General features: G+C 55.3%; 17 protein-coding genes. 9 read left to right on the forward strand and 8 right to left on the reverse strand.

Features of this window, described 5'->3' with window-relative positions; genetic code table 11:
* The first annotated feature begins 1 nt into the window (after nucleotide 1).
* From hslO to MLE19_RS01300, 4 genes are all read left to right on the forward strand, one after another.
* On the forward strand, nucleotides 2–877 hold the full coding sequence (hslO, locus tag MLE19_RS01285) for an Hsp33 family molecular chaperone HslO (RefSeq protein WP_240716258.1): 876 nt from the start codon (nucleotides 2–4) through the stop codon (nucleotides 875–877).
* Nucleotides 878–1,237: 360 nt separating this feature from the next.
* On the forward strand, nucleotides 1,238–2,791 hold the full coding sequence (locus MLE19_RS01290) for a phosphoenolpyruvate carboxykinase (protein WP_240716259.1): 1,554 nt from the start codon (nucleotides 1,238–1,240) through the stop codon (nucleotides 2,789–2,791).
* Nucleotides 2,792–2,966: 175 nt separating this feature from the next.
* The gene (gene msrB / locus MLE19_RS01295; RefSeq protein ID WP_240716260.1) at nucleotides 2,967–3,464 is read left to right on the forward strand and encodes a peptide-methionine (R)-S-oxide reductase MsrB; all 498 of its coding nucleotides are present in this window, start codon (nucleotides 2,967–2,969) and stop codon (nucleotides 3,462–3,464) included.
* A 53-nt stretch (nucleotides 3,465–3,517) separates the two neighbouring features.
* The gene (locus MLE19_RS01300; protein WP_240716261.1) at nucleotides 3,518–4,750 is read left to right on the forward strand and encodes an alpha-hydroxy acid oxidase; all 1,233 of its coding nucleotides are present in this window, start codon (nucleotides 3,518–3,520) and stop codon (nucleotides 4,748–4,750) included.
* A 156-nt stretch (nucleotides 4,751–4,906) separates the two neighbouring features.
* Here the strand turns inward: MLE19_RS01300 and MLE19_RS01305 are convergent, their stop codons facing one another.
* The gene (locus MLE19_RS01305) at nucleotides 4,907–5,767 is read right to left on the reverse strand and encodes a LysR substrate-binding domain-containing protein (protein WP_240716262.1); all 861 of its coding nucleotides are present in this window, start codon (nucleotides 5,765–5,767) and stop codon (nucleotides 4,907–4,909) included.
* Nucleotides 5,768–5,902: 135 nt separating this feature from the next.
* Here MLE19_RS01305 and MLE19_RS01310 point away from each other — a divergent pair, with 135 nt between their 5' ends.
* From MLE19_RS01310 to MLE19_RS01330, 5 genes are all read left to right on the forward strand, one after another.
* On the forward strand, nucleotides 5,903–6,148 hold the full coding sequence (locus MLE19_RS01310) for a DUF1127 domain-containing protein (protein ID WP_240716263.1): 246 nt from the start codon (nucleotides 5,903–5,905) through the stop codon (nucleotides 6,146–6,148).
* Between the two features lie 80 nt (nucleotides 6,149–6,228).
* On the forward strand, nucleotides 6,229–8,571 hold the full coding sequence (locus tag MLE19_RS01315; protein ID WP_240716264.1) for a Tex family protein: 2,343 nt from the start codon (nucleotides 6,229–6,231) through the stop codon (nucleotides 8,569–8,571).
* A 163-nt stretch (nucleotides 8,572–8,734) separates the two neighbouring features.
* Nucleotides 8,735–10,378, forward strand: coding sequence for a glutamate--cysteine ligase (gshA, locus tag MLE19_RS01320; protein WP_240716265.1), 1,644 nt, complete (start codon nucleotides 8,735–8,737; stop codon nucleotides 10,376–10,378).
* Nucleotides 10,375–10,875 (forward strand): disulfide bond formation protein B, encoded by a 501-nt coding sequence (locus tag MLE19_RS01325; RefSeq protein WP_240716267.1) that lies wholly within the window; start codon nucleotides 10,375–10,377, stop codon nucleotides 10,873–10,875. The genes gshA and MLE19_RS01325 overlap by 4 nt, the downstream gene beginning before the upstream one ends.
* Before the next feature lie 27 nt (nucleotides 10,876–10,902).
* Nucleotides 10,903–11,766, forward strand: a complete 864-nt coding sequence (locus MLE19_RS01330; RefSeq protein ID WP_240716268.1) for an alpha/beta hydrolase — start codon at nucleotides 10,903–10,905, stop codon at nucleotides 11,764–11,766.
* A gap of 157 nt (nucleotides 11,767–11,923) precedes the next feature.
* Here MLE19_RS01330 and MLE19_RS01335 read toward each other — a convergent pair whose 3' ends face one another.
* The 7 genes from MLE19_RS01335 to MLE19_RS01365 form a co-directional block, all read right to left on the reverse strand.
* On the reverse strand, nucleotides 11,924–12,337 hold the full coding sequence (locus MLE19_RS01335) for a RidA family protein (RefSeq protein ID WP_240716269.1): 414 nt from the start codon (nucleotides 12,335–12,337) through the stop codon (nucleotides 11,924–11,926).
* An 11-nt stretch (nucleotides 12,338–12,348) separates the two neighbouring features.
* A complete protein-coding gene (locus tag MLE19_RS01340) occupies nucleotides 12,349–12,756 on the reverse strand; it encodes an acyl-CoA thioesterase (RefSeq protein ID WP_240716271.1) in 408 nt (135 codons plus the stop codon).
* Between the two features lie 28 nt (nucleotides 12,757–12,784).
* The gene (locus MLE19_RS01345) at nucleotides 12,785–13,465 is read right to left on the reverse strand and encodes an ABC transporter ATP-binding protein (RefSeq protein WP_240716272.1); all 681 of its coding nucleotides are present in this window, start codon (nucleotides 13,463–13,465) and stop codon (nucleotides 12,785–12,787) included.
* Nucleotides 13,458–14,210, reverse strand: a complete 753-nt coding sequence (locus tag MLE19_RS01350) for an ABC transporter ATP-binding protein (RefSeq protein ID WP_240716273.1) — start codon at nucleotides 14,208–14,210, stop codon at nucleotides 13,458–13,460. The genes MLE19_RS01345 and MLE19_RS01350 overlap by 8 nt, the downstream gene beginning before the upstream one ends.
* Nucleotides 14,203–15,267, reverse strand: a complete 1,065-nt coding sequence (locus tag MLE19_RS01355) for a branched-chain amino acid ABC transporter permease (RefSeq protein WP_240716274.1) — start codon at nucleotides 15,265–15,267, stop codon at nucleotides 14,203–14,205. Before MLE19_RS01355 ends, MLE19_RS01350 begins: the two co-directional genes overlap by 8 nt.
* The gene (locus MLE19_RS01360) at nucleotides 15,260–16,180 is read right to left on the reverse strand and encodes a branched-chain amino acid ABC transporter permease (protein ID WP_180096138.1); all 921 of its coding nucleotides are present in this window, start codon (nucleotides 16,178–16,180) and stop codon (nucleotides 15,260–15,262) included. The genes MLE19_RS01355 and MLE19_RS01360 overlap by 8 nt, the downstream gene beginning before the upstream one ends.
* 63 nt (nucleotides 16,181–16,243) lie before the next feature.
* Nucleotides 16,244–17,386: an ABC transporter substrate-binding protein gene (locus tag MLE19_RS01365; protein ID WP_240716275.1), complete on the reverse strand. Its 1,143-nt coding sequence runs from the start codon at nucleotides 17,384–17,386 to the stop codon at nucleotides 16,244–16,246.
* Between the last annotated feature and the right edge of the window lie 12 nt (nucleotides 17,387–17,398).

Genomic DNA, 17,398 nt, shown 5'->3' on the forward strand with positions numbered 1-17,398 from the left:
TATGTCCGATCAAATTCAGCGCTTTATGTTCGATCACACCAATGTACGCGGCGAGATCGTTACCCTGGCGGCGGCCTATCACGAAGTATTGGATCGTCACGCCTACCCACCCGCGGTAAACGAGCTGCTGGGCGAGTTGTTAGCCGCTGTGGCCCTGCTGACCGATACCGTAAAACTGGATGGCACGCTGAGCATCGAGGTACGTGGTGGCGGCGTGCTTTCACTGCTAATGGCCGAATCCAATCCCGGTGGCGAACTGCGTGCCATTGCGCGAATAGCAGAAGAGGCTGCGCTGCCGAGTGAGCATGCCACCTTCCGTGAGCTGGTTGGTGAAGGTCAAATCGTGATTACCCTCGATCCTCGCGAAGGGCACCGCTATCAAGGGATTGTAGCGCTGGATCAAGAGACGCTGGGTGGCTGCCTGGAAGCCTACTTTAGCCAATCTGAGCAGTTACCTACTCGGCTATGGTTAGCCGCGAATGAAGAGCGTGCAGGCGGATTACTACTGCAACGTCTGCCGGAAGAGTCTCAAAATCAGGATGTTGATGCCTGGGATCGCAGCGTGCAGCTAGCCGATACGATTAAAACAGAAGAGCTACTCGGCCTTGAACAACGAGAGGTGCTTCATCGTCTATACCATGAAGAGACCGTACGTGTTTTTGAACCCAAAGCACTGCGCTTTGGCTGCACCTGCTCTCGTGAAAGAATGAGCAATGCACTGCACTCGCTTGGCAAGGAAGAACTGCGCGATATTCTCCTCGAACAGGGCGCAATCGACACCCAATGCCACTTTTGCCACACGAAATATCACTACACAGCAGCTGATATTGAAACTTTGTTGGACGACCCTGAAGCACCATCACCCACGATTCACTAAATGTGTAGTCGAGAGCGCTTGACGGCAGTTTGTAAGGAGGTGCGGGGAGGGCCAATGGATTCAATGAATTTGGCCATTCATGCAAACGACCGTTTTAATTCTTACTGCGCTGCAACACAAAATATAGTGTCTTTGTAGTAGTTTAACTACAAGATATTTGATCTACGCCCCCGTTTCCCGGGGGCTTTCTTTTTGCCATAATGCGCCGGACTTCAGCGTGCCCAGCCGAATTAACACCGGTTGGGATGAACTTTAAGGCGTCGGTCAGAAGGTGATTACAAAGCAGGCGAGCAGTGCTTTTGTAAACAGCTTCTAGCGCCCGGTAACGAGATATAACGGCCTTAAGGCCCAGGAATCGACATGACCACGACTCAAGCTCCCCAAGCCCACGTCAATCTCAGCAGCGCCGACCTTGTCGAGCGCGCCGTGGCACGTGGCGAAGGCCGCCTCTCGGCTAACGGTGCCCTGGTAGTTAATACCGGCCTGCGTACCGGCCGTTCACCGAAAGACCGTTATATCGTCGACGAGCCCACCACTAGCAGCCAAATCGATTGGGGAAACGTTAACCAGCCCTTTGATGCTGACAAATTCAACGCCTTGTGGAATCGGGTCAATGACCACCTGGTCAGCCAAGAACATTTCGTTTCTGAATTGCACGTAGGCAGTGACGCTACTCACTACCTGCCCGTTCGCGTCGCCACCGAAACAGCGTGGCAAAACCTGTTTGGTCGTACCATGTTTGTCCGCCCTCAGGCCTATAACCAAGCCGCGAAAGACGAGTGGACAATCCTCAATGCCGCAGGCTTTGAGTGTGACCCTGCTCGCGACGGCACCAACTCTGATGGTTGCGTGATCATCAACTTCGCCGACAAAAAAGTGCTTATCGCGGGTATGCGCTACGCCGGTGAAATGAAAAAAGCCATGTTCTCAGTGCAGAACTTCCTGCTCCCCGCCGCCGACGTGCTGCCCATGCACTGCTCCGCGAACGTTGGCGAAGATGGCGAAACATGCCTCTTCTTCGGTCTTTCGGGCACCGGTAAAACCACGCTTTCCGCTGACCAGGCACGCTTCTTGATCGGCGATGATGAGCACGCTTGGGGCGATGGTATCGTCTTCAACATGGAAGGCGGCTGCTACGCTAAGTGCATCGACCTATCAGAGAAGAATGAGCCGGTTATCTGGAACGCTATCAAGTTTGGTACCGTGCTGGAAAACGTCGTGCTGGATGACCGTCGTGAGCCTGATTACGCGGATGACAGCCTGACCCAGAACTCACGTGCTGCCTACCCGCTAGAGCACGTCGAGAAGCGCGTACCGGAAAACCTGGCAGGCGAGCCAAATGCCATCGTGTTTCTGACCTGCGATATGTCTGGTGTGCTGCCGCCGGTATCAATTCTTTCCAAAGAAGCTGCGGCGTATCACTTCCTGTCAGGCTACACAGCCAAAGTGGGCTCCACTGAAATGGGCTCCTCTGAAGGCTTAGCCGCCACGTTCTCTACCTGCTTTGGTGCGCCGTTCTTCCCGCGCCCTGCACGCGAGTATGCAGACCTGCTGATCAAGCGTGTCGATAAGAAAGATGCTCAGGTATATCTGGTCAACACCGGATGGACCGGCGGTGCTTACGGCGAAGGTGGTTCACGCTTCTCTATTCCGACTACACGCGCCATCATCAGCGCCATTCAGTCTGGTGTACTGCGCGATATCGACACCAAACATATCGATGGCCTCAATCTACAAGTACCGGTGGCTGTACCTGGCGTCGACTCCAGCCTGCTCGACCCGCGTGAAACGTGGCAAGATCGTGATGCCTACGACCGTCACCTTAAAGAGCTGGCGACCAAGTTCGTTGATAACTTCAAGAAGTTTGAAGGCGTCAGCGAAGCGATTATCAAGGCCGGTCCTCAGTTAACCTGAATTCCTGCTGAGCTAAAGGTTACGAGCTCTAAAAAAACAGTGGATCGGTGTAAGTAGTTGAGCGCCAGAGCGACTAAGTAGTCAGAAAAGATAGAAACCAGAATGGGACAGCGCCACGGCACTGTCCCATTTTTATTGGCTACTTACCTCACCAAGCATCACGGGAGATACACCCATGAAAAGACGTCATTTTTTAGGCCTAGCAGGCCTCACTGGTATTGTGGGAGCGTTGCCCGGTATCTCGTTTGGCTTTCCACGCCTTGACCTGGAAGCCTCCCCAGAGCTGGAAAAGCTGGAGTTGAGCAAAGAGGAGTGGCGTGAACGGCTCTCAGATGAAGCCTATAACGTTCTTCGTGATCATGGCACAGAGCCCGCCTTTTCAAGCTCATTAGATAAGGAGTCGGGAGAGGGCGAATATCGCTGTGCTGGTTGTGATCTACTGCTGTTTACCAGTGAAATGAAATATGATTCCGGTACCGGCTGGCCAAGCTTTTTCGAGCACGTAGAAGGGCATATGCTCACAGAGCTTGATTTTAAACTGGTGTGGCCTCGCACCGAATACCACTGCGCCCGCTGTGGTGGCCATCAAGGCCATGTCTTTGAAGATGGTCCAGACCCTACCGGCCTGCGCTGGTGTAACAATGGCGTTGCCCTGCGATTTGTGCCTGCTTGAAGAAGCGAGCCAGTGAGGTGAGGGCGATATAAAACAAATATTAGGAGCGTTGTGTGAAAGGAAAGCTTCAACAGCTGATTGCTAAAAAAAAGCTCTCAGGTATTCATAATCTACACGACGTTGAACGATTAGCGCGTCGCAAGCTGCCCCGGCCAATTTTTGGCTATATCGACCATGTTGCCGAGGATGGGCGAACCCAGCACGCGAACCTGACCGCTTTTGATAAGTACTGTTTCTTACCCAAAGCGTTTGTTAATGTGTCGCAGATTGATCTGCACACCGAACTCTATGGCAAGCGCTACGCAGTGCCTTTCGGTATCGCCCCCATGGGCATCAGCGCACTGTCGGCCTACCAAGGCGACTTAGTGCTGGCAAGAGCCGCCGCCAAGCGAAATCTGCCCATGATCATGAGCGGTTCGTCGCTGGTGCCCATGGAGGAAGTAGCCAAAGTGGAGGGCGCCGACTGGTTTCAGGCCTATCTGCCAGGCACCCCGGAAGGTATCGAAGCGCTGCTTGCGCGGATCCAGCGGGCTGGCTTTAAAAAGCTAGTAGTAACCCTTGATTACCCGGTACCGCCTAATCCCGATAATTTTCGCCGTTCAGGTTTTTCATCCCCCCTTGAGCCCACCCTTCGCCTTGCATTCGATGGTTTGATGCGCCCCGGCTGGCTGTGTAATACCTTCCTGCGCACGTTGTGGAAGCATGGCATGCCACATTTCGAGAACAACCACGCCGAGCGGGGCGCACCAGTAATCTCCCGCCAAGCCGCGCGGGACTTCTCAGGGCGACGACATTTCGACTGGAGCTATCTCGATCTGGTGCGACGCTTATGGCCCGATACCTTGATCGTCAAAGGCGTACTCAATCCTGAAGACGCCGTACGCGCCCATCAAGCGGGGGTCGATGGCATTATTCTTTCCAACCATGGCGCTCGCCAGTTGGACTGCACGATCTCACCGCTGCAGGTGCTACCTGAGATTAAGCGCCGCATTAGCGATATCCCCATTATGATCGACAGCGGTTTCCGGCGTGGCACTGATGTCATCAAGGCCCTGGCACTAGGCGCCGACTTTGTCTTTGTCGGGCGCCCCTTCAATTACGCGGCCGCCTGCGCAGGGCAAGCCGGGGTCGAACATGTGGCTGATCTTTTACAGCGTGAAATCGAGCGCAACATGGCGCTGCTGGGATTAACCAGCCTTTCACAGCTGGATCGCTCCTGCCTCTACCAGCCAACAAACGGTGAAATTCCGCAGTCGTTGTCACCCGTGCCTGAAAACACTCACTGATCTCGCTTTATCTTTACCGCGCTGCGGTACGTGCAATTATCTGATTTTACAAGTTTTCGTAGCGCGTGGTGAGCCTACGGCGCACCCGCGGGAGCAGCGCGAAGCGGTGCCGGGGTTGAGTATGCCATAAGAAGACTCATCGCGACCTTTAAGTGCTCAAAGCCTAAACCCCTCAATAATATGTTCAGCCAAACCATCGACAATGGGTGAGGTGGAGTGGGGCGACCGTATCAGCACAATGGAAGATTCAGGCAGTGGGGGGAAGCCATCGGCTTCATCCAATATGCGTACATCGGGGGTGACTAAGCTGTGCATCCAGGCCGATACTGCCAATCCTGCCCCAACAACGGCTTGTAAGGTGGCTAGGCTTGGGCTGCTATAGGCAACCCGATAAGCCTGACCCGCTCGATCAAGCGCATTACAGGCGTGGCGACGGCAGAAGCATGGGGCTTCAAACATGGCCAGCGGCACTGGCGTCTGTAAGTGAATGCTATGGCTTTCAGCGGCTACCCAGACGGTGGGCTCGCGTCTCAATATTGTGCCAACCTCATCGCCTATCTCTCGCGTCATAATACTCAGATCAAGGCTCTCTTGCGGTCGCTGCGAAAGTACCGAAGAGGGCGCGCAGTGAACATCCACATCCACCAGCGGCCACGCCTGGGAAAACGACTTTAAGATGCCCGGCAGAAAGCGCATCACGTAGTCATCTGGTACGCCCAAGCGTACGCGGCCCACCATATCGGGTTGGCGCAGAAGCGTTAGCGCCTCTCCCTGCAGCGATAAAATCTTACGCGCATAGCCAAGTAGCGTACGGCCTTCTGTGGTCAGTAGAAGTTGGCGGTTCTGGCGTACAAACAGCGGCCGCTGAATCACATCCTCCTCCAGGCGTTTCATCTGCATACTCACCGCCGACTGCGTGCGGTTCACTGTCTGTGCGGCACGGGTGAAGCCGCCCTGATCGATAATGGCGACGAAGGTGCGTAATAGCTCGTGATCGATCGTAGGTAGCATGGCCATAGGTATCAATCTAATTGATGTTGTGCATAAGGAGTATTCGTTGGATTGATTTTAGGCGCTGCTCAATACTTCTTTCAACACTTAATCATCGAACCTAATGGGTGCGGTGAACAAACTGAAAGAGGAGGGGTTGAAATGGAGCGCTCACTGCAATGCTGCCAGACAATAGATCATCAAATTGATGAATCTCAGCAGGTATCGCTACGTTGCAGCAAAGTAACCTGGCGGGAACGGTTTTATCGTTGGCGCCAACTGCGGCGTGAACGTTATGCGCTGCGCAACTTGAGTGACGATATGCTGAACGATATCGGTATCAGCCGCGATGCCGTTAAGCGTGAAGCGCGCCGTCCGTTTTGGGATGATCATGGCTGGCGCCGCTAATGTCTCAAGTCATGCCAGCCGTGGCGGGTTTGTGATACCTTGTGGACACTTAAAAATGCTGCATGAGTTAGTTGTAATTTATGGATGTCAATCAGCGTATTATTTCCCGCCTAGCCACTGAGCTTGGCGTACGTCCCGAGCAAGTATCCGCTACGGTGGAGTTGCTTGATGGTGGTGCCACGGTGCCGTTCATTGCCCGTTACCGTAAAGAAGTCACCGGCGCGCTGGACGATATCCAGCTGCGCCAGCTTGATGAACGCCTGCGCTACCTGCGCGAGCTTGAAGAGCGCCGCGCAGCGGTACTCGCCGCCATTGACGAGCAAGGCAAGTTGGATGGCCCGCTGAAAGCCAGCATTGACGCCGCTGAGACCAAACAGCGCCTGGAAGATCTATACCTACCGTTTAAGAAAAAGCGCCGCACCAAAGCGCAGATCGCTCGCGAAGCGGGGCTGGAGCCTCTGGCAGATTCACTGCTTGCTAATCCAAGTCTCGACCCCGAAAGTGAAGCGGGCAAATATCTGCGCCCGGCAGAGGGCGATATTCCCGCTATTGAAGATGCTAAAGCCGCACTAGATGGCGCCAAGCAGATTCTGATGGAGCGCTTCGCGGAAGATCCCGAACTCATTGGCCAACTGCGTGAACGTCTCTGGCAAGAGGGCGAACTCAGCGCCCGAGTGCTGGATGGCAAGCAGCAGGAAGGCGCCAAGTTCTCCGACTACTTTGAGCACGATGAAAAACTCGCCAAAGCGCCGTCACACCGTGCCCTGGCCATGTTCCGGGCGCGCAATGAAGGCATATTGAGCCTTTCGATTCGCCTGCCTAGCGAAGACGAAGCGCCCGTTCACCCCGCCCAGCTAGCGATTGCCAAACAGTTCGGCATCAGCGACCAAGGCCGCCCGGCGGATAAATGGTTATCCGAAGTGGTGCGCTGGACATGGCGTGTGAAGCTTTACACCGCACTAGAGACCGAGCTGTTAGGTCGCCTGCGCGAACAGGCTGAGCTCACCGCCATTGAAGTATTTGCCGCTAACCTAAAAGATCTGCTGCTGGCTGCACCGGCAGGGCAGAAGGTCACTCTGGCTATCGACCCCGGCCAGCGCACCGGTTGTAAGGTGGCGGTGATTGATGCCACCGGTCAGTTTGTCGATCACACCACGATTTACCCTCATGCGCCGCAAAACCGCTGGGATGAGTCGCTGGCCGTGTTAGCCAAGTTAGTTAAACAGCACGGCGTCGAGTTAATTGCGGTAGGCAATGGCACCGCTAGCCGCGAAACCGACAAGCTGGCAGGCGAGCTGCTCAAAGCGCTAGCCCCCGCTCACCGCTTAAGCAAAGTGATGGTGTCGGAGGCGGGCGCCTCGGTCTACTCCGCGTCTGAATACGCCTCACGGGAAATGCCGGATCTCGATGTCACCGTCCGCGGCGCCGTCTCCATTGGCCGCCGCCTGCAAGACCCGCTGGCAGAGCTAGTGAAAATCGAGCCTAAATCGATTGGTGTGGGCCAGTACCAGCACGATGTTTCCCAGGTGCAGCTCTCCCGCAGCCTGGAAGTGGTGATTGAAGATTGTGTAAACGCCGTAGGTGTTGACCTCAACACCGCCTCCAGCGCGCTACTCTCTCGGGTGGCTGGGCTAAGCACCGCGATTGCCGAAAATATCGTTGCCCAGCGCAATGTCAAAGGCGCCTTTAAAAGCCGCAAAGAGCTGTTAGAAGTCAGTCGCCTGGGCGCGAAAACCTTCGAGCAGTGCGCGGGTTTCCTGCGTATTCATAATGCTGATAATCCCTTGGATGCCAGCGCCGTTCACCCGGAGGCCTACACCTTAGTAGAGCGGATCGCCAAGCAGAGCGGTCGTGAAGTACGCGGCCTGATTGGTGATAGCGCCGCGCTGAAAGCGTTAAAGCCTGCCGATTTTGCCGATGAGCGCTTTGGTGTACCTACGGTCAACGACATTCTTAAAGAGCTGGATAAGCCCGGCCGCGACCCGCGCCCTGAATTTAAAGCCGCCGAGTTCCGCGAAGGGGTCGAAACCCTCAAAGACCTCAAGCTTGCTATGGTGCTCGAAGGCACCGTCACCAACGTGACACACTTTGGTGCTTTTGTGGATATCGGTGTTCATCAGGATGGCTTAGTGCATATTTCCGCGCTGTCGGATCGCTTTATTGATGACCCGCGCAGCGTGGTCAAAGCGGGCGATATCGTCACTGTCAAAGTGATGAGCGTGGATATTCCCCGCAAGCGGGTCGGGCTATCGATGCGCCTGGATGACCAGCCAGAAACTGAAAACAGCAGCTCACCTACGGATCAACACAATGCGACCCGTAAGCCGTCCCGAAGCCAGCGTAGCAACGCCAAGGCTGAGGAAGCTCCGGCCCCCATGGGCGCGCTGGGTGCTGCCTTGTTAAAAGCGCGTGGCGGCAAATAGTCGCGTACCTTGAAAAAGCGGTACCTTGAAAAAAGCCATATCTTGAAAAAAACATAGTTGCCGCCATATCCTATTGTCTATTTTGTGACAGCGATGATGGCGATGCCACCTGACTACACCAAGGCCCGCTTATGGCGGGCTTTACTGACAAGGAGTGTTCACCTTGCCTGAACTACTCACTGTGCCATCTGCGCTGACCGCGCAAGTTGAGCGCCTGATCCCCAGTGCGCGCCTTGGTCGGTTGGGCCGCCTACGTCGTGGGCTTGAAAAAGAGGGGCTGCGGGTTGATGCCAATGGTCACATTGCACAAACCCCGCACCCACACGCGCTGGGCTCAAAGTTAACCCACCCGCATATCACCACTGATTACTCAGAGTCACTGTTAGAGTACATCACACCGGTATACTCCCAGCCGGGTGAAGCGCTGTGCTTTTTATCTGACCTGCATACGTTTACCTATCACCATCTGGAAAACGAATGGATCTGGCCCGGCAGCATGCCCTCCAGGCTTTCCGGTAATGACAGCGTACCGATTGCCGATTACGGTAGCTCCAATGTCGGCACCATGAAGCATGTCTACCGCAAAGGGTTGGACATGCGCTATGGGCGGATCATGCAGGCGATTGCGGGAGTTCACTACAACGTATCGCTACCGGATGATATGTGGCACGCGCTGCGCGAGATGGAAAAAGCCACCAATATCCCGTTTAACGATTACCGCTCCACTCGCTATTTCGGCATGATTCGTCACTTCCGTCGCCATAGCTGGCTACTGCTCTATCTGTTTGGTGCCTCACCAGCCATCGATAAAAGCTTTTTGCCCGACGACAAAAAAGTGCCTGAAAAGCTACAGTCGCTAAGCGATGACACCTACTTTGCGCCTTACGCGACGACGCTACGTATGTCTGACCTTGGCTACCAAAACAAGGTGCAGTCGCAGCTTAAAATCTGTTTTAACTCGCTCTCCAACTACGTCAATACCCTACGTCACGCGATCTCTTCACCGTGGCCGGACTATGAAAAAATGGGGGTAAACGAGGGCGGTGAGTGGCGCCAGCTAAACGCCAATATTCTGCAGATCGAAAATGAGTACTACAGCGATATTCGCCCAAAGCGCGTTGCCAAGCACAACGAAACCCCCAGCCAAGCCCTCGAAGCCCGCGGCGTGGAATATATCGAAGTGCGCTGTTTGGACTTGAATCCTTTTGATCCTCTCGGCGTCACTGAAGACCAGATGCGCTTTGTGGACACCTTCTTGATGTGGTGCTTGCTCAGCGACAGCCCTTGGATCTCCGACGAAGAGTGTGACCGCCTGGATGACAACCGCCGCTGGGTGGTGGAACGCGGTCGTGACCCTGAACTCAAGCTCTATAACCACGGCGAAGCTACCTCGGTGCGTGAGTGGGGCGAGCAGATATTCGCCGAGATGGGCGAAGTTGCCCGCTTGCTGGATGCTGTCGAAGAGCGGGCGCCCCATGCTGACGCCCTGGCAAATCTAGCACCACGCTTGGCAGACCCTTCGCTAACGCCTTCCGCTCAGGTGCTTGAACAGCTCAAAGCCAACGGCGGGTCGCTAAGCGATTTGATGCTTAGCCTCGCGAAACAGCAAGCGGAGCAATTGAAAGCGGAGCCAATGCAGCGCAGCCGTGAAGCGCTACTGGCCCAACTGATCGAAACCTCGCACCAGCAGCAGCACGATATTGAAGCCGCTGATAAAGAGACCTTTGAAGAGTTCTTACAGGTCTATTTCACTAAAGCACGTGAATCCCGCGCTCTGTCAGCGCTGCCATCTGAGGTTCGTCAATGATCCTGCACTCATATCGTTCGGTTGCCCTGGCCGGTCTGGCTTTTTGCGTTCTAATGATGGCGGTGGCGCTTGGCCTGGAGCACATCGGTGGTTTTGAGCCATGCCCGCTATGTATCTTCCAGCGCGTTGCTGTCATCGCGGCGGGCATTGTGTTTGCGATTGCTGCTATCCACAGCCCCGCGGGGCGTGTGGGTAAAGTCATATATGGATTGCTGGCGTTAGTCGCTGTGGGAACTGGCGCCTTTATCGCCGGGCGTCATGTTTGGCTGCAAGGCTTGCCCGCCGATGAAGTGCCTTCTTGCGGCCCTGGACTCGATTACATGATGGATATCCTGCCCATGCAGGATGTCGTTGCCATGGTGCTAACGGGGTCTGGCGAGTGCGCTAACATCGATTTCTCCTTACTTGGCCTCTCGCTACCCGCCTGGACGCTAATTGGGTTTGCCATTCTGGCAATCGCCCCGTTGCGGATGCTGTTTATTAATAAACGGGCTTAGCCTTGCGTTTGTGGTAAGGAGACTTACATGCTTTATCAACACTTTACGACTCAAGAAGAGATCGACCGTGCCTACGACCCGATGCTGGGGCGAGACCCGGCGGTGTTGGTAAAGGATTGGCGTGAGCGCAGCGAAGCATCAAGAGCTAAACACCGCACAACGCTCGATTTATCTTATGGCCCCTCACTGGCAGAGCGCATGGATATCTTCCATGCCGATGCATCTGATCCCGATAGCCCAAAAGCTCCCGTGCACGTGTTTTTCCACGGCGGTTACTGGCGTGCGTTAAGCCACCGTGAATTTAGCTTTATCGTCGATGACTTGGTAAACGCCGGTATCACGGTCGCAGTGGCCAACTACGCGCTCTGCCCACAGGTTCGCTTTAGTGAGTTAGTACGTCAGGCGCAGGCCGCCGTGGCCTATGTTCACACCCATGCCGCTGAGCTAGGCGTTGATCCTGAGCAGTTGAGTATTTCGGGGCACTCGGCGGGCGGGCATCTGTGCGCCATGCTGATGTCAACGGATTGGGAAGGCAGCTTTGGCCTGCCCAACCAACTGATTCGCGGCGCGCTATGTGTCAGTGGTTTATATGATTTGCGCCCCTTTCCTTGGTCGTGGCTACAGCCCAAGCTGCAGCTTAGCGGGCGCGATGTTCAGGAATTCAGCCCGCTATGGCTGCCGTGCCGAGTGGCTGCCCCTATAAAGCTGGTAGCAGGGGCCTTAGAGTCAAAAGAGTTTGAGCGCCAGATGAGCGTCTATAGCGAGCATTTAAACGAGCAGGTGCAGAACGTCACTCAGCAGTTGCTCCCCGAGGTCGATCACTTCTCGGTTCTTGAACACTATCTAAACGATGGCTGTTTTGTTGAGTGGATCAAAGGGTTTCATGATTAATAGAAGTGCATCGCTATTGCCATTGTTAGTTCAGCTTCCAGCAAGGGGTTGGGGCAGGGTATAGCGGGGGTCTTTTTCCAGGGATGGAAAAAGTAGCGCCCATGGATGGGTTCACAGCGCCCCCGCGGCACCCTGCCTCTGCCCCGTACTCGTGCCGCTATACGACCGGAATCACTGCGGTCGCTTCGATCTCAACCTTAGCCTGATCTTCCACAAGCCCCGCCACCTGAACCATGGTCATCGCCGGGAAATGCTTGCCAAGTACCTCGCGATAAGCGCCGCCCACCTCTTTAAGCCGTGCCAAATATTCCCGCTTGTCCGTGACATACCAGGTTAAGCGGACGATATGCTCAGGGCCTGCGTTGGCCTCTTTTAAGATCGCCACGATATTCTGCAGCGCCTGGTTCACCTGAACAACGAAATCATCACTTTCAAATACCTGATCGGCATTCCAACCAATCTGACCGCCGACAAAAACCGTCTGGCCGGAAGCGAGCACGCCGTTAGCGTAGCCGATGGCCGGTTTCCAATGGGAAGGGTGCAGAAGCTGATGAACGTTGGCGTCACTCATGATGGCTATCCTTATAGGTTATCGACGGTAATGTGCTGGCGTATTGCCTCGGTCCATGGCATAGACTTACCGCTACTTAAATCCACAAATACGAGGGTTGAATCACTGGTTAAGCGCTTTTTCTCACCGCAGTAAGCGACAATCTGCAGCGTTAAACTGCTACGTCCCATAGACTGAACCGTTAACTTAAAGGTCAGCCGTTCGCCCAACCGGCTAGGTGCATGAAACTGCGTGTCGATGGAGGCAGTAGGCACACCCGTACCGGTTTCCACATGGAGTTGATTAAAATCGTGATGCAAGACCTCCTCAAACCAGTCCTCCACCACAGAGTTAATCATCTCGAAATAGCGGGGGTAAAAAACGATCCCCGCAGGATCGCAGTGCTGAAAGCGGACTTTTCGCTGGGTAGTGAACGCCATTATTGTTTCCCCCCTGCTTTATTCTCAACTACACGCCTAGGTAACGGTCACGCACCGAACTGTCCAGTGCCGCTGGCTCCCCAACCCACACCGTGCTGCCCTTTTCAAGAATGGTGCAGCGATCAGCAATCGGCAGGATTTCACTCAATGACTTATCCACCAGCAGCGTCGATTGCCCCTGCTCCTTAAACAGCCGAATTGCCCGCCAAATTTCCTGACGAATCACCGGTGCTAACCCCTCGGTCGCTTCATCGAGCACTAGCAGGCGCGGGTTGGTCATCAGCGCCCGGCCAATGGCCAGCATCTGCTGCTCTCCGCCAGAGAGGGTCTTGGCCATTTGCGCCCGGCGCTCCTCCAAACGCGGAAACAGCGTTTCCACTTTTTCCAGCGTCCACTCTCCGGGGCGGGCAGTGACCAGCAGGTTTTCACGCACGGATAAATTGGGAAAACAGCGGCGACCTTCAGGCACCAAGCCCAAGCCCGCTTTGGCGATACGGTAGGCGGGCAGGCGGCGCAGGTTCTGGGATTCAAACTCAATGGTGCCGCGGCTTGCCGGGGTAAGGCCAAAGATTGAGCGAATAGTGGTGGTTTTGCCCATGCCGTTGCGGCCCATCAACGCCACCATCTCACCGGCATTCACTTCAAGGTTCACGCCAAACAGTGCCTGGGAGGGGCCATAAAACGTTTCAATGTCAGCAATTTTAAGCATCTGAATCTCCCAGGTAGGCTTCCCGAACGCGTGGGTCCTGCCTGATCGCTTGGCTATCGCCATGGGCGATAACGCTACCGGAGACCAGCACAGAGATACGATCGGCAAGCCGAAAGACCGCTTCCATATCGTGCTCGATGAGCAAAATAGGCACTTCCAGTTTCAGCGCTTCCAGCAGCTCGGTCAGTTTTGCCGAACCTTCCGGGCCCAGGCCCGCCATGGGTTCGTCCAGCAGTAGGGCGCGGGGCTTCAGCGCAAGGGCGCAAGCCACTTCCACCTGACGGCGCTCACCATGGGAAAGCTCAAATACCGGCGTCCAGGCGCGGTGGCTAAGCTGCATGCGTTCTAGTGCAGCATACGCAGGCTCCAGCAGGTGCCGGTCACGGGCGACGGGTTTCCAGAAGCGAAAGCTGTGGCTCTGCAGCGCTTGAACGCCCATCATCACATTACGCATTACCGAGAGCGGCTCTGCCAACGAGGAGACCTGAAAACTACGCCCCAGCCCTAAACGGGCGCGTTGGGCAATACTCATGCTGGTGATTTCGGTATCGGCTAGAAAAACACGGCCCTCATCCGGGCGTATGTTACCGGCGATTTGGCCGATCAACGTCGATTTGCCCGCACCGTTAGGGCCAATCAGAGCGTGAATTTCGCCCTGCTGAAGATCCAGTGAGACATCTTGGGTCGCCTGTAGTGCGCCAAAGCGCTTATGCAGCTTTTGCAGTGAAAGAACGATATCACTCATTGCGCTCCCTCCCGGCTAACCAGCCCATCACGCCGTGTTTGGCAAACAGCACCACCCCCAGCAGTACTAGCCCGAGGAAAAGCTGCCAATACTGGGTGACGCCACCCAGGAAGGTCTCCATCATGACAAACAGTACTGCCCCGGCCAGCGGGCCATACAGGCGCCCCACGCCACCCAGTATCACAATTACCATCAGTTCACCTGAGAAGTGCCAACTGAGCATGTTGGGGCTAACAAAGCCATTTAGATCCGCATAGAGTGCCCCGGCAAGCCCGGTAATGGCTGCAGAAATCACAAACGCCACCAAGCGAATGGGGTAGGGGCTAATACCGGCGGTGGCCAAACGCACATCGTTTAGCCGCGCCATGGTGAGGGCGGCGCCAAAACGAGATTTCATCAGCCGCGAGGTGATCGCCATCGCCAGCACTAAGCCAACAAAACAGATTAGAAAATAGGTTAACGCATTGCTGCTATCGACTAGCGGCAAAGTGTTGCGTATATAGATTGGCAGGCCATCTTCGCCACCGTATGTCGGCCAGGAGTTGGCAAAGTAGTAAATCATCTGGGCAAAGGCGAGGGTGATCATAATGAAATACACCCCCGTGGTACGCAGCGAAATGGCGCCGATTGCCAGCGCTAGCAGCGCGCACAGCAGGGCAGCCACCAGCCACACCACCAGCAAACTATCGCTGCCCGGTAGGCTGAAGGGCCAGGTCATAAACGGCGTTAAATCGAAGGCGTGGTAGGCGCTGATGCCTGCCACATAACCGCCCAAGCCGAAATAGGCAGCATGACCAAAACTTACCATGCCGCCATAGCCAATCGCCAGATTAAGGCCCACAGCGGCCATGGCAATGATAGTGATCCGCGAGGCCAGATTGACGTAGTAGATATGACCCAGGAAGTAGGCGGCCACCGGCACCAATAGTAGCAGGCCGAGCAGTGCCATCTGTACCAGCCCTTTGCGGTCAAAGTGGCTGCCAGTTTTGGGGACAAGTGCAGTGTCGGCGGTGGCTGCTTGCGAGGCACCATTAGTTAGGGAAGTGTTATTAGTCATGGGCAGAGAACAGTCCCTTTGGCTTGAAGGCGAGAATAACGGCCATGAGGATATAGATCAGCATCGCAGCCAGCGCCGCACCGACCCCGGTCGCCTCAGAGGGAGGCATAAAGGCACGGAAAAAAATCGGCAAATAGACCCGCCCCAGCGTATCGACCACACCCACCAAAAGCGCCCCCAGTAATGCCCCTTTAATGGAGCCGATACCGCCAATGACGATGACCACGAAGGCCAAAATCAGCACCGGTTCGCCCATACCCACCTGAACAGATTGCAACGCCCCCACCAACGCACCGGCCAAGCCTGCTAAGCCCGCTCCCAAGGCAAACACGACGGTATAGAGCTTGGAAATATTCACCCCAAGGGCGCCAATCATTTCGCGGTCGCTTTCGCCGGCGCGAATGCGCATGCCCAAGCGTGTTTTAGAGATCAAAAAGTAAAGAGCTATCGAAATAACAATACCTACCCCAATCAGCATTAGCCGGTAAATCGGGTAGCGGGTGTCGCCGGGCAGCGTGACGAACCCGGTTAACCAGGAAGGCGGGCTAAGCCGCATGGGCGACGAGCCGAAAATCCAGCGTGTGCCTTCCGAAAAAATCAAAATAAGCGCAAAGGTTGCCAACACCTGATCAAGGTGGGGTCGGTGATAAAGTCGGCGAATCACCAGTAGCTCCACCAAGGCACCAACCATCGCGGCGGCCGCCATGCCAGCCCCCAGCCCAATCAGAAAAGAACCGGTTGACGCAGTCACCGCCGCAGTGGCGTAGGCACCCACCATATAAAAAGAGCCGTGGGCAAGATTGATCAACCCCATCACCCCGAACACCAGAGTGAGGCCGCTGGCCATCAAAAACAGCATGGTGCCAAGCTGCACGCCGTTGAGAAGTTGCTCTATTAGCAGAGTAACGGACACGTTGGGCATCCTTAACAAAGGAAGAAAGCAAAGGCTGGGTGATCACACCCAGCCGCGGCGAGATTACATCTGGCACTCTTCAAAATAGACGTCTTGGATATCTTCGATAGCGATACCAATTAGGCGGTTGGTAGGCTCGCCATCGTCACCTTCCACGACTTCACGCACGTAAATATCCTGAATGGGGTGATGGTTGGGACCAAAACGGAACTCACCGCGTACGCTATCAAAGTCAGCGGCCCGAAGCGCTTCGCGGAAGGCGTCTTTGTCATCGGGGTGGGCGGTTTCAAGCGCGCTAAGGATCAGGTTGGCGGTGTCGTAACCCTGTGCTGCATAAAGCGTCGGCATGCGGTCATAGGCGGCTTGGAAGCCCTCTACAAAGCGTGCGTTGGCTTCGTTTTCCAAGTCGTAAGCCCATAACGAAGTATTACGTGCGCCAATTGCTGCGCTACCTACGGCCTTGATAAGAATCTCGTCAAACGAGAAGGCGGCACCAAAGATCGGCATATCAACGCCTGAGCTCTCCCACTGCTTCATAAATGAGATACCCATGCCACCGGGCAAGAAGAAGAACAGGCTGTCGGCATCGCTATCGCGAATCTGGGCAATTTCAGCTGCGTAGTCGGTCTGGCCCATTTGGGTGTAAAGCTCGCCAACCACCTCACCTTCATAAAGGTGTTTGAAGCCTGCCAGAGCATCGGTGCCCGCCGGGTAGTTAGGCGCCATGATGATCGGGTGCTCGTAACCCTCTTCACGCATATACGCGCCCATGGCACCGTGCAGGTTGTCGTTCTGATACGCCACGTTGAAATAGTTTTCGTGGCACATGCGACCGGCCAGATCGGAAGGGCCTGCATTGGGGGAGAGGTAGAAAGTGCCCTGGCGAGTGACGGTAGGCACGACAGCCATGGCGAGGTTCGACCAGATAATGCCGGTCAAAATATCAACCTCATCGCGCTGCATAAACTCATTGGCTAGGCTGCGGGCTAAATCCGGGCGGTTGGCGTCGTCTTGAATCAGCACTTCAACATCATCGCGACCCGACTGCTCAAGGGCCAGCATAAAGCCATCGCGAACATCGACCCCCAAGTGTGATCCGCCCCCTGAAAGGGTGGTGATCATGCCAATTTTGACCTCTTCAGCATGCGCTGCCAGTACGCTTGAAGAGAGCAGTAAACCAAGGCCTAAGCGAGTTACCTGTTTCATAGCAATTTCCTC

Origin of the sequence: Vreelandella neptunia (assembly GCF_022489065.1) — a bacterium.
GTDB classification, from domain to species: Bacteria; Pseudomonadota; Gammaproteobacteria; order Pseudomonadales; family Halomonadaceae; genus Vreelandella; species Vreelandella neptunia_A.